Here is a 14189-nt window from a genome sequence, read left to right on the forward strand (position 1 = left end):
CCGGTTTATTCCGTGTGCCTGCGCACAACCGCTTCTCATCTGGCGCAACTACTCCCCGGAACCGCACAGCGCTATCGTCTCGCCAACAACCGGAGATACCCCATGACGCTCGCCAATTCCGAAACCCGCTACGGCACTGTGGCCAAGTCCTTCCACTGGCTGACAGCCCTGCTGGTCCTCGCGCTCTGGCCGCTGGGCTGGTTTGCCAACTGGTGGCCCTACGACACGCAGGAGGCCTTCGACACCAAGTGGCTGCTCTTCTCCCTGCACAAGACGCTCGGTGTCGCGCTCTTCTTCATCGCCCTCGCCCGCATCGCCTGGACGCTGACCCAGCCCCACCCCCGCCCGCTCAACGGCGAGAACCGGGCCGAAAGCCTGCTCGCCGCCATCGTCCACTGGGTGCTCTACGGCGCCATCATCGCCCTGCCCATCACCGGCTGGATCGAACACGCCGCCTCGACAGGCTACGCCCCCATTCTCTGGCCCTTCGGCCAGGGCCTGCCTTTCATCCCCAAAGACGTGCCCCTTGCCGTTGCCTTCGCCCACATGCACGTGGCGCTCACCTGGGTGATCCTCGGTGCGGTGGGCCTGCATATCGCCGGTGCCCTGAAGCACGCCGTGGTGGATCGTGACGGCACCCTGTCGCGCATGATGTTCACCCGCAAGACGCCCCCCACACCGCCCGCCTCCATGGGCCACGGCCCGGCCCCCGCGCTCATCGCGGCCGGCGTCTTCCTCATCGCCCTCGCCACCCCCTTCCTCACGGGCGATGAGCGCAGCGAAGAGCCCGCCACCGCCGAGGCGCAAGCCGAGGCCACACCCGCAATCGAGGCGGCAGCCGAGGCCCCAGCCGAAACCGCCACCTGGACCGTCCAGCAAGGCACCATCGGCCTCACCATCCAACAGATGGGCCAACCGGTCTCCGGCAGCTTCCCCGACTTCACCGCGTCCATCAGCTACGATCCCGAGGCACCCGGCCCGCAAAAGGGGCAAGCCGAGGTGACCATCGACATCACCTCTCTCACGCTGGGCTCCGTCGCGGCGCAGGCCCAGGGGCCGGACTACTTCGATACGGCCCAGCACCCCACGGCCACCTACACCGGCGCAATCGTCGAATCCGAGGATGGCACGCTCACCGTCGACGGCACCCTCACCATCAAGGGCCACGCGGCCCCCGTGCCCCTGCCCTTCACCCTCACGCTCGAAGACGACACCGCCACCGCTTCGGGCACCACCACCCTCGACCGCCGCACGTTCCACATTGGCGACAGCATGACCGATGAAGCCTCACTCGCCTTCCCCGTCGAGATCAGCATCGACCTCACCGCAACCCGATAGGGCAAGACTTGCCTCGCCACGGGGGCCTTGGGCCCCGTGGGATGCGCATTCATGGCGCACCTTGCCGGGCCAAACGAAAAGGGCCGCCGGATCTCTCCGGCGGCCCTTTCTCTTTTTCGAAACGCTCTGCGTCAGCTGTCGGTCTCGCCCTCGGCACCCTCAGCCGGGGCCGCACCGGCCTCGATGGAAATCTCCACCGCAACCTCGTCGCTCACCATCGGCGCGAAGGCGCCAAGGTTGTAGTCGCTCCGCAGCAGCGTTGTGGTGGCGCTGAAGCCCGCCCAGGGCTTGCCTTCCATCGGGTGGCTGTCGGTCTGGCCGTTCAGCCTGGCATCCAGCACGACTTCCTTGGTCACGCCGTTCACCGTCAGATCGCCGGTGATGAGCGCGGTATCTTCGCCCGTCACCTCGATCCCGGTGGAGGCAAAGCTCACCGTGTCGTCGTCTGTCGCGCCGAAGAAGTCGCCGCTCATGAAGTGCTGCGTGCGGGCGTCCCAGCCCGTGATCAGGCTCGCTTCCGGAAAGCTCACCGTCACGCTCGAGGCCGCCGGGTCTTCCTTGTCCCACATGATCTCGCCTTCGAAGCCCGAGAACATGGATGTCGTGGTCGAAAAGCCGAAGTGGTCGTAGCTGAACACGATCTGGCTGTGGCTGGGGTCGAGGGTATATTTTTCCGCTTCGGCGAAAACCGGAGTGGCGGCAACCGCGATGGCGGCGCCAAGGAAGTGGGATTTCAACACGTTGTGGTCCTTTCGGGTGACGATGTCTTTCCCGAAACTTCGGATGCCGCAGCGCAGAACTCAACGCGCATGAGCGCACAACTCCTGTTTCATTGCGCGCATCATGTGCGCGTGATCGACCCACGCGCCCGGCAGGCTCTGCCTGCCGTCACACCACCTCGCGGCTCCGCAACAGGTCTGCGCCAATCCGGCGTGCCGCCTGCCCCAGCGCCTCCGGCGCCCCGCGCAGCACCGGCCCGCGCCGCTTGCCCGCCTCCAGCACCAGCACCGCGCGCCCGGCTTCCTGCGTCACGTCCAGCCCGGAAATCTCGTCGAAGCTCCACTGGGCCACCAGCCGTGTGCCGCCCTCGGCGGTCAGCTCGCGCTTGCGCAACAGCCCCTTTTCGAGGTCGACCTCCAGCTCGATCCGCGGCGTCTTTCCCGGGCGCATCACCAAGGCGCCCCCAAAGGCAATCAGCGCCACCGCCACCATCGCCTTGCCAATCGCGCCGGCCACCACGGGCAAGGCCAGCAGGCCCAGCCCGGCAAGGATCAGGCTCACCCCGATCAGCCGCCCCATCGCCCGCGCAGGCGCAATCTCGCCATCCTCCGACAGCACGTATCCCCCGACCCGTTCGGTGGTGCGCAATCCCGTCGCCGCTGAGTGCAGGGCGGCACGGATATCCGTCTTGTGCATTTCAATCGACGCCATTGCCAGATGTCCCTCTCGCTTGCTGTGTCGTTCTTTTTCTGCTCTGAGGATCAATCTCGCCGGTTAACCCGCCGAGTTTAAGGCAAAAACTCGGCAGCAGGCCGGGTTCTCCCCGCCCCGAGTCCTTTGGGCAACAGCCCCGCGGGCCCGGGCAGGGTTGCATCGCCCGCCGCTTTGCGTATAAGGCCGCATCTCTTCGCACACTTATTCACAGCGGAGCCACTCGTGCCCGGGCCGCGAAGAGACATTGCCCAGGCTTTGAAGCCCGCTCGAAACAAAAGGAACTGCCGCATGCCGCTCTACGAGCATGTCTTCATTTCGCGCCAGGATCTGTCCGGCGCCCAGGCCGAAGGCCTGATCGAACACTTCTCCTCCGTCCTCGGGGACAACGGCGGCAAGGTCGTCGAGCACGAGTACTGGGGCGTGAAGACCATGGCCTACAAGATCAACAAGAACCGCAAGGGGCACTACGCCTTCCTGCGCACCGAGGCCCCCGCGCCCGCCGTGCAGGAAATGGAGCGCCTGATGCGCCTGCACGACGACGTGATGCGCGTTTTGACCATCAAGGTCGACGAGCACGCCGAGGGCCCCTCGGTGCAGATGCAAAAGCGCGACGAGCGGGACAGCCGCCGCGAGCGCCGTTGATCGAAACCTGAGAAAAGGACAGTAAGCCATGGCTACCAAACCGTTTTTCCGCCGTCGCAAGGTCTGCCCGTTCTCCGGTGAGAACGCGCCCGCCATCGACTACAAGGACACCCGTCTGCTCCAGCGCTACATTTCCGAGCGCGGCAAGATCGTGCCCTCCCGCATCACCGCAGTCTCGGCCAAGAAGCAGCGTGAACTGGCCCGCGCCATCAAGCGCGCCCGCTTCCTCGCCCTGCTGCCCTACGCCGTGAAGTAAGGAGAGACCGACATGGATATCATCCTGCTCGAACGCGTCGCCAAACTTGGCCAGATGGGCGAAGTGGTGAGCGTCAAGGAAGGCTACGCCCGCAACTACCTGCTCCCGCAGGGCAAGGCGCTGCGTGCCAACGAAGACAACATCGCCCGCTTCGAAAACGAGAAGGCCCAGCTCGAGGCCCGGAACCTGGAAACGAAGAAAGAGGCCGAGTCGCTGGGCGCAAAGCTCGACGGCGAAACCTTCATCGTGATTCGCTCCGCCTCCGACGCCGGTTCGCTCTACGGCTCCGTCACGCCCCGTGACGCCGCAGACGCCGCCACCGAGGCCGGGTTCTCGGTCGACAAGCGCCAGGTCGCGCTCGCCGCACCGATCAAGGAGCTTGGCCTGCACGATGTGCACGTGGTGCTTCACCCCGAAGTGGAAGTGAAGATCACCCTCAACGTCGCGCGCTCCAGCGAGGAAGCCGAGCTTCAGGCCTCCGGCAAATCCATCCAGGATCTCGCCGCCGAGGAAGAAGCCGCCGCCGAGTTCGAAATCTCCGAACTCTTCGACGACATCGGCCAGGCCGCAAACGAAGACTTCGGCGACGAGCCCTCCCCCGCCGCAGAAGCGGTGGAAGAAGCCGAAGGCGACGACGAAGAGAACAACTGAGTTTTCACAGGCAAGAAAACACGAAAAGGCCGCTCCAACCGGGGCGGCCTTTTTTGTTTCAGGATGCCCCGGACCCGAAAGCCGCGGCCCCGCACGCCACCGATATCCGAGACGGCGTCCACAAGGCACTTGTCTTAGAGGTCAGCCCAGCCGACCCTGCCGAGACTCACGGCGGCCCCGCACTTGGGTGACGCCGCTAGCTCAGAATATCATCAAGCCGCCGCCGTTCATCCTGGAAGCCTGCACAGCTCCTGCCCCTGATCCGCGTCGAGTAGAACAGCGGATCGTCCAACTCGCGGCGGCCAAATACCGAAACGGCATCAACCCCGAGCTTTCCCAATATCTCGAACAGGATCGTCCGGCTCATGCGGTCGCGCGTCTTCTTCGCCTCGTAGTGAGACGGGTCTTCAAACCACATCGGCTGCCCGCGCCGCGTGAATGAGGTGCCGTCATGCGCGTTGCTGATCAACTCGACCCAGCGTGTGTTGGCCCCCTCTTCATGATAGGAAAACCCCTCCCTGATCGCGGGAGCTTCCTCGACATCACCGTAGTGAAGCGCTCCATATGCATCCCATATCCCGTCGAGAGACCAGACGGCGATGCTGGGGACGCCGAGCCATTCGTCAAAGATGTATTGCTCGCCCTCCAACGGCACGGCTTGCTCAACGAAGGTCCACAACGGGTTGCAACGCACCTTAGAGACGCGTGCAAACCCCGAAATCTCGAACGTCCTTTCCGTAATGTCCACGAGGTCACGCGGCGCGGATTTGAACCGGTTCATCTCGGGACCGAAGTGAAGGTCGATCCGGGCGTCGTCCCCCGAAACCTCGTAAACCTCGTTTTCGTCCTCGGCCGTCACGGCAAAGGCCCCCCGAAACCGTGCCGCCACCGCGTCACGCTCCGCCTTAACGAAGAGGCCATTGATCGTGGGGATTTCCGGAAGTTGATCGTAAGGACTGACGCTCATGCCACCGGATAGCTCATCTTGGATCTATGCAGAACGAAGGGTCGCCGCGCTGACGTCAATGGGCACAAAGGGACGTGTGCGGACAGGGCGTGCAACAGCACCCACCCCCCACTGCCAGCCAGCGCACCCACCCCCTCAATACCCCACCATCGCCAGCATCTGCTGCATGTCCTGCTGAAGATAGAGCCAGCCGCCCAGCCCGGCCCCGCAGATGCCCGCAACCGAGGCGCCCTGAATCGCCAGGCGTTTGCACAAGCCGCCCAGGGCCTCGCGCTTGCGGCTCTTCATCACCGCGCGTCCCGCCACAAGAAGCCCGGTGCCGAGACACTCGGCCGCCTCGCGGATCTCGCCGGTCAGCACGCGTGACGGGTGCAGCGGCGGTTGCACGATAATGGGCAGCCCCGGCATCCGACGGGTAAACGCCGCAGGCACGTCAAGACGTGCGCCCTCAGCCCAACCCTCGGCTGCGGCCCGCCGTAGCGCACGCCGCAGACGTTTGCGGAAGCAGAACGCCTCGGCCCGTGTCACCTCCAGCGCCTGAACGGTGTAAAACCCGGCCCCGAACCGCTCGATCAGCCGCTCCATCGCGGCCGCGAGCCGCTCGTCTTCGCGGCGTCCCATCCATACTTCCGCGTCAAACAGGCTCCAGAACAGCCGCACGGCGTTGGAGCGATCCAGCTCGCGCCGCCCGACCATCCATTCCAGCACCCGCGCCTCCGGCGTGCCGTCCTGGCCATCCAATCCACGAATGACATGCGCCCAAACCACCTGGCTCTGCCCGGCCAGCCATTCCGCCAGATAGGCCCCGCTGTCGCACGGCGTCGCCTTGAAGAAACTTTCCACCTTCCAGTGTGTTGCCATCTGCCTTACCCCTTTGACGCGAGTCGCTTCGGAGACCATTCCAGCATGCCAATTGGGGCAAGTGTTGGGCATGAATGGTCAATATTCGGCAAATATCCCCACTGTTTCCATCCAGCCCCTCGCCAATCCGGCGGCACCGCGCCAATCTGGCGCCATGACGACTCGCCGCACCGTTCTCGCCCTGCTCGCCACCCTGCCCCTCGCCGCCTGCGGGAGCCGCGAACCCGAGCGCAGCTCCCAGGGCAGCTTCAACCCGCCGCTCTACCCGCAGGAAACGCCGGAGCTGCGCGCGTTGATCAACAAGTACGCCGAGATCCACGACATCCCGCGCGAGCTGATCCACCGGGTCTGCATCCGCGAAAGCACCCACAACCCCCGCGCCCGCAACGGCCCCTATTACGGCCTCATGCAGGTGCTGCCCCAGACCGCCCGCACAATGGGCCATCGCGGCCCGCCCTCCGAGTTGCTCGATGCCGAAACCAACCTGAAATACGCCGGGAAGTATCTCAAGGGTGCCTGGATCGTGTCGGGCGGCGATATCGACCGCGCGATCATGTGGTATGCTCGCGGCTATTATTACGAAGCCAAGCGCCTTGGTCTGCTCGAGGAGACCGGGCTGCGCGGCTGACATGCCCCCGTTACAACGCCGGGCCAAACCGGCGGCAACGACCAACACAAGAGGATCGCCCCCATGCCAATCACCCTCAACCGCCGCAGCTTTCTGGCCTCCACCGCTGCAGGCTCGCTCATCGCCCTGCATCCCTTTTCGCTGCGCGCCGCCGCCGGTCAGGCCCACCTTCGGCTGATGGAAACGACCGACCTGCACGTGCACGTCTACCCCTACGACTATTACAGCGACAAACCCGTCGATACCGTCGGCCTCTCCCGCACCGCCTCCATCGTCAACGAGATCCGCGCCGAGGCCACCAACTCGCTGCTGCTCGACAATGGCGACTTCCTCCAAGGCAACCCGATGGGCGATTACATCGCCTATGAGCGCGGCATGAAAGAGGGCGACAGCCACCCCGTCATCACCGCCATGAACACCGTCGGCATCGAGGCCTCCACGCTGGGCAACCACGAGTTCAACTACGGCCTCGAATTCCTGATGAAGGCGCTGGCAGGCTCAGGCTACCCGGTGGTCTGCGCCAACATCACCAAGCCCGGCAGCACCGAAACCTTGCTTGAGCCCTACGTCATCCTCGAGCGCGAGCTCACCGACGGCGCGGGCGAGGCGCATCCGATCAAGATCGGCATCATCGGCTTTGTCCCGCCACAGGTCATGAACTGGGATCGCAAGCACCTCGAAGGCAACGTGGAGGCGCGCGACATCGTCGCCACCGCCCGCGCCCTCGTGCCCGAGATGAAAGAGAAAGGTGCCGACATCGTCATCGCCCTCTCCCACTCTGGCATCGGCTCCGCGGATGAGGCGGAGATGATGGAAAACGCCTCCGTCCCGCTGGCCGCCGTCGAGGGGATCGACTGCATCCTCACCGGCCACAGCCACCTCGTCTTCCCCTCCTCCACCTACGCCGATTTCGCCGCCGTCGATGCCGAGGCCGGCACCATCCACGGCAAGCCCGCCGCCATGGCCGGCTTCTGGGGCAGCCACCTCGCCCTGATCGACCTGATGCTCGAGCGCGACGGCGCCGGCTGGCGCGTCACCGGCCACAGCTCCGAGGCGCGCCCGATCTCCAGGCGCAACGAAGATCGCTCGATCACCCCGCTGGTCGAAGATGACGAGGCCGTGCTGGAAAGTGTGCGCGCCGAGCACGAGGCCACGCTGGAATACGTCCGCCGCGCCGTCGGCACCACCGCCGTGCCGCTCCACAGCTACTTCGCGCTGGTGGCCGACGATCCGTCGGTGCAGGTCGTGAGCAACGCCCAGACCTGGTATATCGAGCAAATGATGCAGGGCACCGAATGGGAGGGCCTGCCAATCCTCTCCGCCGCCGCGCCGTTCAAGGCCGGTGGCCGGGGCGGCCCCGAGTATTACACCGATGTCGCCCCCGGCGCCGTCGCCATCAAGAACGTGGCCGACCTCTACCTCTACCCCAACACCGTCCGCGCCGTCGCCATCACAGGCGCACAGGTAAAGGACTGGCTGGAGCGCTCGGCCGGCATGTTCAACCAGGTCGAACCCGGCGCCCAGGATGCGGTGCTGCTGAACCCCGAGTTCCCCAGCTACAACTTCGACGTCATGGATGGGGTCACCTACCAGATAGATCTGTCGCAACCGTCGAAATACGGCCCCAAGGGCGAACTGGAAAACCCGGAGGCCAACCGCATCAGGAACCTTCAGTTCAACGGGCAACCCATTGACCCGGAACAGAAGTTCGTCGTCGCCACCAACAACTACCGCGCCTCCGGCGGCGGCAGCTTCCCCGGTGCCGATGGCTCCACCGTGATCTTCGAAGGCCCCGACACCAACCGCGACGTGATCGTGCGCTACATCGTCGACAAGGGAGAGATCTCGCCCGCCGCCGATGCCAACTGGACCTTCGCGCCGATGGAAGGCACCACGGTGATCTTCGAGACCGGCCCAAAGGCCGCCGATTACGCGGAGTCCGTGGAGGGCGTCACCATCGAACCCGCAGGCGACGGCGCCGACGGTTTCGCCGCCTTCCGCATCACGCTCTGATCCCTTGGCGCCCCGTTCCGGCGGGGCGCTACTTCTTGCGGCTGTTCTTCACCACCTTGCGCACCATCTTGCCAAACGACTTGTCGCGCATCCGCCGCTCCGACAGGCTCTCGGAGTTGAACCGCTCTTCGGCCACCAGCTTCTTCCACCGCTTGATCCGCGCGGCATCAATCTCGCCGCGCTCCAGCGCCGCCAGCACCGCGCAGCCCGGCTCCGTCTCATGGGCGCAATCCCTGAACTTGCACTCCGCGCCCAGATCGCGAAGGTCCGAGAACAGATCGCCGATCCCTGCCTCCGCATCCGTCATCTGAAGCTCGCGCATTCCTGGCGTGTCCAGCACTGCGCAACCGCCGGGCACGAAATGCAGCTGCCGCCGCGTCGTCGTGTGCCGCCCCTTGGCGTCATCCTCGCGGATCGCCTGGGTCTCCACAGCCGCGCCCTGTGAAAGCGCGTTGGTCAGGGTTGATTTGCCCACGCCGGATGACCCCATGAAGGCCACCGTCTGCCCCGGCCGGCACCACGCCGCCAGCGTCTCGGCCACGGCCTCGCTCTTGGCGTTCACCACCACCACCGGCACCCGGTCGGAAATCGTCCGCGCCTCCGCGGCAAAGCGCTCCGGGTCGTCCACAAGGTCAGGCTTGGTCAGAACGATCACCGGCGCCACCTCAGCCTCCATCGCCAGCGCGATGTAGCGCTCCAGCCGCGCGATGTTGAAATCCTGGTTGCAGGAGGTGACGATGAAGGCCGTGTCGAGGTTGGCCGCGATCATCTGCACCGCCCGCTCAAGCCCCGCCGCCCGCCGCTTTATCAGGCTGGTGCGCTCCAGCACCCGGCTTTTCGCAGGGGTCTCACGGTTCAGCATCAGCCAATCGCCCACCGTCGCCTCCGGTCCGGGTGGCACCAGCTCATCAATGCCGTCGCCCACCACATGCAACCCGTTGCGATGCACCTGCGTCACCCGCACCGGCGGCGTCTTCGCCATCTCATCGGCATCGGTCTGCTGCGCAAAGAAGTTGCGCCACCCGAGGCCCTGAAGCACCGAAGCCTGCGTCTTGCCCGCCCCCGTCGGCGGCGTCAGAAACTGCGAATAGTCGCGTGTAATGGGCCAACTCCCCGCCGTCCGCGCCCCAATCGGGCCGGATACTTCGGTTTAGCGCTCTCGCGCCCGTCGCGCCAGTGCGTCAACCTCAGCCGAACTCTTCCAGCAGCACCGCAACTTCCCGGTTTGGCACCCCATAGCTGACCACGGTCACATCCAACCCGGCGTTGGCATAAAGCCGAAACGCCCGTCCCATCGCCTCGGTGATCCACCATGTTTCATTGCCAAAAGCCCCGCCCCCCAGCAGCGTCAAAAACACCGGCACCTCCAGCCTTGCCGCCAGTCCCAGCGTGATCTCATAGGCCTCTTCCAACACCAGCCGGGCAAAAAGCTGCCATGGCCCGTCACCGCCATAGGCCACCGGCAGGGCGGAGCAGTAAACCTGATGCACCAGATGCCCGCCGCCCTCCAGCGTCACCTCCGTGTCGCTTTGCAAGCCCACCTCCAGCAGCCCGCGGTAGTCGTCAAACCGCCCACGCAGCCGCTCTTCCACAGCTTCCAACCCGCCCGTCCGCGGCAGCGCATAGCCGTTGCGCATCTCCCAAAGCGCCCCATCCTCATTGCCAAGCGCGCGCCCGAGCGGCGCAAGGCAGTCAATCTGCCGCTCACATTGGCCAACAACCCCACCATGCTCCACAAAGTAGTTCCGCCAGATCGTCCCGGCGGCGCAGGCCATCGCACAGGCCGGCCCCTGCGTGCGATCCCACTGGTAGCGCGTGATCCCCTCCGCCGGGCTCACGTTGGGCCCGACCATCTCCAGCAGGTTGAACTGCGAGGCCACCTGAAACAGCGCGCCCGGATGGGCCATGTGCAACGCCTGCGCATCGCCAACCACCTGCGAAAACCGGCTGCGCCCGCGCTCGGGCACCGGCCCCAGCGCGGCGCTGGTCACGCGCTCCAGCACACCGGGCCGCATCACCCGCCCGCTCACCCGACTGCGAAGAACGCTGCCCTCCACCACGAGGTTTGCCCGCACCTGCTCCGGGCTCTCCTCGGCAAACCCCGTCAATGCCTCGAAAAAATCCATCCCGCCCCCTCCAACGCAAAAGGGCCACCCAAGCGGGCGGCCCTTCGCTAGATCAATCCGGCAAAACTCACTCGTCTTCGAGCTTGTCCACGGCTTCTTTGAGCTCGTCCTTAGAAACTTCCTTCTCGGAAACCTCGGCAAGCTCGAAGATGTAATCCACAACCTTGTCTTCAAAGATCGGCGCGCGCATCTGCTGCTGCACCTGGCCGTTGTTCTTCACGAACTCGAAAAACTCGCGCTCCTGCCCCGGATACTGACGCGCCTGCGCCATGATCGCCTGGGTCATCTCGGCGTCGCTCACCTCGATCTCGTTCTTGCGGCCCATCTCGGCGAGCAGCAGGCCAAGGCGCACGCGGCGGGCGGCCAGCTTCTTGTGCTCTTCGGTGGTCTCGATCTCGGGGTGATCGTGGCCCTCGACCTCGGGGTTTTCCTCGTGCCACAGCTGATGCGCGATCTGCCCGGCCTCGGCTTCCAGCAGGGTCGGCGGCAGCTCGAAGTCCACCAGCTTGTCCAGCTCGTCCAGCAGGGTGCGCTTCATCACCGCGCGGGAGGCCCCGCCGTATTCCGCTTCCAGCCGCTCGCTGATCTGGCCCTTCAGGGCTTCGAGGTCGTCGGCGCCGTACTGCTTGGCCAGCTCGTCGTCCAGCTTGGCCTTCGCGGGCTTCTTCACTTCCTTGATCTTGCACTCGAAGACGGCAGCCTTCCCGGCGAGATGCTCGGCCTGGTACTCCTCGGGGAAGGACACTTCCACGTCCTTCTCGTCCCCGGCCTTCACGCCCACCAGCTGCTCTTCGAAGCCGGGGATGAACTGGCCCGAACCCAGCGTCAGCGGGAAGTCTTCCGCCGCGCCGCCCTCGAAGGCCTCACCGTCGACCTTGCCGAGGAAATCCATCACAACCTGGTCGCCGTCCTTGGCCGCGCCCTTCTTGGTCTCGAAGGTCTTGGCCTGATCGGCCAGCCCTTCCAGCGCCTCGGTCACAGCCTCGTCGTCGGCCTTGACCACGAGCTTCTCCAGCTTCACGCCCTTCAGGTCCACATCCGGGATCTCGGGCAGCGCCTCGTAAGACATGGAAACGACAACATCGTCGCCTTCCTTCCAGTCCTCGTTGGTCATCTTGACCTCGGGCTGAAGCGCCGGGCGGTCGCCGGTCTCCTCGAAGTGCTTCTCCATCGCACCGTCGATGGCTTCCTGCATCGCCTCGCCCAGAAGGCGCGGGCCGAATTGCTTCTTCAGCAGGGCCATCGGCACCTTGCCCTTGCGGAAGCCCTTCATTTCCACGTCGGGGCGGGCTTCTTCCAGCTTGCCGGTCACCTTCGCGTCCAGCTCACTGGCCGGAATGGTGATCTCGTAGCCGCGCTTGAGGCCTTCGTTCTGGGTCTCGGTGACCTGCATTCCTGCATCCTTCTTCGTATTAGCTCGTATAAGCACCGCAACCCCCTCGGCTGCGAGGGGGTGACAAATCAGGCGCCTTGTATGTGCAGCACTGCGCCGATGCAACCACATTCCCACAGCGCAGGCTGGCCATGGCAGGCGACGCCCGGCGGCCTGCCGCCGAAGGCGCGCGCCGTCAGAAAACTGTGAACCGCAGGTCACGCTCCCGTCATCCGTCCCAAGCAGCGTCCCGGCAGCGTGCCCCGCGCACCCACCGGCACCCCAGCACAGACCAGAGGACAGCCATGACCAAGCTCACAGCCCTTTCCCGCCGCAACCTCCTGATCGGCGGCTCCGCCCTCGCCACCACCCTCGCCATGCCCGCGATCTCCCGCGCACAGTCGCGCCCGCTCTTCACCCACGGCGTGCAGTCCGGCGATGTCAATGCGTCGTCCGGCATGATCTGGACGCGCACCGACCGCCCCGCCAAGGTGATGATGGAGGTCGCCACCACCGAGAGCTTCTCCAACGCCCGTCAACTCGCCCCGATGAACGCCCTGCCCGGCTCCGACATGGCCATTAAGCGGCTGGTCGAGGGCCTGCCCGCCGACCAGGACATCTTCTACCGCTTCACCGCGATGGACCTCTCTGACGTCAACGCCACCTCCGAGCCTCTGGTGGGCCGTTTCCGCACCGCGCCGGGCTCGCGCCGTTCGGTCAAGTTCGCATGGTCGGGCGACACCGCCGGTCAGGGCTGGGGCATCGACGAAGAGGGCATGGCCTGCTACCGCACCATGGCCTCCCACCAGCCCGACTTCTTCCTGCACTCCGGCGACACCATCTATGCCGACGGCCCGCTCGAAGATGAGGTGACCGACGAGAGCGGCGCCGTGATCTGGCGCAACACGGTCAACACCGACGCCAAGCGCAAGGTCGCCGAAACGCTGGACGAATACCGCGGCCAGTGGCTTTACAACATGATGGACGAGCACGTGCTAGCGATGAACGCCGAAGTGCCCACCTTCTTCCAGTGGGATGACCACGAGGTCATCAACAACTGGTCCTCCTCCCGCTCGATCATGGAAGACGAGCGCTACTCGGAGAAAAATATCCACGTGCTGGCCGCCCGCGCCGCCCAGGCTTTCCACGAGATGGCGCCAATCCGCTACACCCCCGCCGAGCCGGGCCGTGTCTATCGCAAGATCAGCTACGGTCCGATGCTCGACATCTTCTTCCTCGACCTGCGCAGCTATCGTGGCCCCAACACCGATAACATGCAGGACGAGCTGACTGACGAAAGCCGCATCCTCGGCGCCGAGCAGATGGCCTGGCTCAAGCGTGAGCTGACGAACAGCCGCGCCACCTGGAAGGTCATCGCCTCCGACATGCCCATCGGCCTCGTCGTCGGCGGCGGGCAGGAAGCCGTGGCCAATGGCGACAACGGCCCCGCCAAGGGCCGCGAGCTGGAGATCGCCGGGCTGCTGCGCTTCATCAAGGCGGCGGAGATCAAAAACACCGTCTGGCTCACCGCCGACGTGCATTACACCGCCGCCCACCACTACAGCCCCGACCGCGCCCAGTTCCAGGATTTCGCCCCCTTCTGGGAGTTTGTCTCCGGCCCGATCCACGCAGGCACCTTCGGCCCGAACGATCTGGATATGACCTTCGGCCCCGAGGTCCGCTACGTGAAGGCCCCCGAGGCCGGGCAGGCCAACCTGCCCCCCTCCGCCGGGCTGCAATTCTTCGGGCTGGTCGAGATCGACGGCGCGACCGAGCAGCTCACCGTCCGCCTGATGGACCGCGCCGACACCGAGCTCTGGTCCACCACGCTGGACCCAGAGCGCGCCTGACAAAGCGCCAAGGCGGGAGAGCCCCCCGGGGCCCCTCCCGCCTCCCTCAGC

At 65.4% G+C, this 14189-nt stretch carries 14 protein-coding genes; 7 read left to right on the top strand and 7 right to left on the bottom strand.

Features of this window, described 5'->3' with window-relative positions; all coding sequences use genetic code 11:
• The first annotated feature begins 102 nt into the window (after positions 1-102).
• On the top strand, positions 103-1338 hold the full coding sequence (locus DYI42_RS16905; protein WP_213547324.1) for a cytochrome b/b6 domain-containing protein: 1236 nt from the start codon (positions 103-105) through the stop codon (positions 1336-1338).
• Between the two features lie 131 nt (positions 1339-1469).
• On the opposite strand, the gene DYI42_RS16910 is transcribed toward DYI42_RS16905, so the two are convergent.
• Entirely contained in the window at positions 1470-2075 is a 606-nt protein-coding gene (locus DYI42_RS16910; RefSeq protein WP_213547348.1) for a YceI family protein, read from the bottom strand.
• 151 nt (positions 2076-2226) lie between these two features.
• Entirely contained in the window at positions 2227-2769 is a 543-nt protein-coding gene (locus tag DYI42_RS16915) for a hypothetical protein (protein ID WP_213547326.1), read from the bottom strand.
• A 291-nt stretch (positions 2770-3060) separates the two neighbouring features.
• Between DYI42_RS16915 and rpsF the strand changes: the two genes are divergently transcribed.
• From rpsF to rplI, 3 genes are read left to right on the top strand one after another with little or no spacing between them, the layout of a single operon-like run.
• A complete protein-coding gene (gene rpsF / locus DYI42_RS16920; RefSeq protein WP_213547327.1) occupies positions 3061-3414 on the top strand; it encodes a 30S ribosomal protein S6 in 354 nt (117 codons plus the stop codon).
• A 28-nt stretch (positions 3415-3442) separates the two neighbouring features.
• Positions 3443-3670 carry a 30S ribosomal protein S18 gene (rpsR, locus tag DYI42_RS16925; RefSeq protein ID WP_036700444.1) on the top strand — a complete coding sequence of 76 codons (228 nt, stop codon included), beginning with the start codon at positions 3443-3445 and terminating at the stop codon, positions 3668-3670.
• A gap of 12 nt (positions 3671-3682) precedes the next feature.
• A complete protein-coding gene (rplI, locus tag DYI42_RS16930; protein WP_213547330.1) occupies positions 3683-4321 on the top strand; it encodes a 50S ribosomal protein L9 in 639 nt (212 codons plus the stop codon).
• Between the two features lie 196 nt (positions 4322-4517).
• On the opposite strand, the gene DYI42_RS16935 is transcribed toward rplI, so the two are convergent.
• Both DYI42_RS16935 and DYI42_RS16940 read right to left on the bottom strand, forming a co-directional pair.
• Complete coding sequence (locus DYI42_RS16935) at positions 4518-5288, bottom strand: hypothetical protein (RefSeq protein WP_213547332.1); 771 nt, start codon at positions 5286-5288, stop codon at positions 4518-4520.
• Between the two features lie 135 nt (positions 5289-5423).
• Positions 5424-6149 (bottom strand): hypothetical protein, encoded by a 726-nt coding sequence (locus DYI42_RS16940; RefSeq protein WP_213547334.1) that lies wholly within the window; start codon positions 6147-6149, stop codon positions 5424-5426.
• A 154-nt stretch (positions 6150-6303) separates the two neighbouring features.
• Here DYI42_RS16940 and DYI42_RS16945 point away from each other — a divergent pair, with 154 nt between their 5' ends.
• Together DYI42_RS16945 and DYI42_RS16950 are read left to right on the top strand one after the other, a co-directional pair.
• Positions 6304-6777, top strand: a complete 474-nt coding sequence (locus DYI42_RS16945; RefSeq protein ID WP_213547336.1) for a lytic transglycosylase domain-containing protein — start codon at positions 6304-6306, stop codon at positions 6775-6777.
• 63 nt (positions 6778-6840) lie between these two features.
• Complete coding sequence (locus tag DYI42_RS16950) at positions 6841-8790, top strand: bifunctional 2',3'-cyclic-nucleotide 2'-phosphodiesterase/3'-nucleotidase (protein WP_213547338.1); 1950 nt, start codon at positions 6841-6843, stop codon at positions 8788-8790.
• Positions 8791-8818: 28 nt separating this feature from the next.
• On the opposite strand, the gene rsgA is transcribed toward DYI42_RS16950, so the two are convergent.
• From rsgA to tig, 3 genes are all read right to left on the bottom strand, one after another.
• Positions 8819-9829, bottom strand: coding sequence for a ribosome small subunit-dependent GTPase A (gene rsgA, locus DYI42_RS16955; RefSeq protein ID WP_342344679.1), 1011 nt, complete (start codon positions 9827-9829; stop codon positions 8819-8821).
• A 148-nt stretch (positions 9830-9977) separates the two neighbouring features.
• Positions 9978-10916: a hypothetical protein gene (locus DYI42_RS16960; RefSeq protein WP_213547340.1), complete on the bottom strand. Its 939-nt coding sequence runs from the start codon at positions 10914-10916 to the stop codon at positions 9978-9980.
• Between the two features lie 67 nt (positions 10917-10983).
• The gene (gene tig, locus DYI42_RS16965) at positions 10984-12309 is read right to left on the bottom strand and encodes a trigger factor (RefSeq protein WP_213547342.1); all 1326 of its coding nucleotides are present in this window, start codon (positions 12307-12309) and stop codon (positions 10984-10986) included.
• Positions 12310-12593: 284 nt separating this feature from the next.
• Here tig and DYI42_RS16970 point away from each other — a divergent pair, with 284 nt between their 5' ends.
• A complete protein-coding gene (locus DYI42_RS16970; protein ID WP_213547345.1) occupies positions 12594-14138 on the top strand; it encodes an alkaline phosphatase D family protein in 1545 nt (514 codons plus the stop codon).
• Positions 14139-14189: the final 51 nt, after the last annotated feature.

This window comes from Vannielia litorea (assembly GCF_018424695.1).
GTDB lineage: Bacteria > Pseudomonadota > Alphaproteobacteria > Rhodobacterales > Rhodobacteraceae > Vannielia > Vannielia litorea_A.